1 rRNA gene is annotated in these 203 nt (G+C 50.7%); it reads right to left on the bottom strand.

The window, feature by feature from the left end:
* Nucleotides 1-203: ribosomal RNA gene (locus FD23_RS09050) — 16S ribosomal RNA — on the bottom strand; the annotation flags it as partial.

The following is a 203-nucleotide window of genomic DNA, read 5'->3' as shown; positions in this document are numbered from 1 at the left end:
CTACGTATTACCGCGGCTGCTGGCACGTAGTTAGCCGTGACTTTCTGGTTGATTACCGTCAAATAAAGACCAGTTACTGCCTCTATCCTTCTTCACCAACAACAGAGCTTTACGATCCGAAGACCTTCTTCACTCACGCGGCGTTGCTCCATCAGACTTGCGTCCATTGTGGAAGATTCCCTACTGCTGCCTCCCGTAGGAGT

This window comes from Lactobacillus delbrueckii subsp. delbrueckii DSM 20074 = JCM 1012, from assembly GCF_001433875.1.
GTDB lineage: Bacteria > Bacillota > Bacilli > Lactobacillales > Lactobacillaceae > Lactobacillus > Lactobacillus delbrueckii.
Note: the sequence above shows the minus strand (reverse complement) of the source record. Positions and strands in the feature narration are given on the sequence as shown.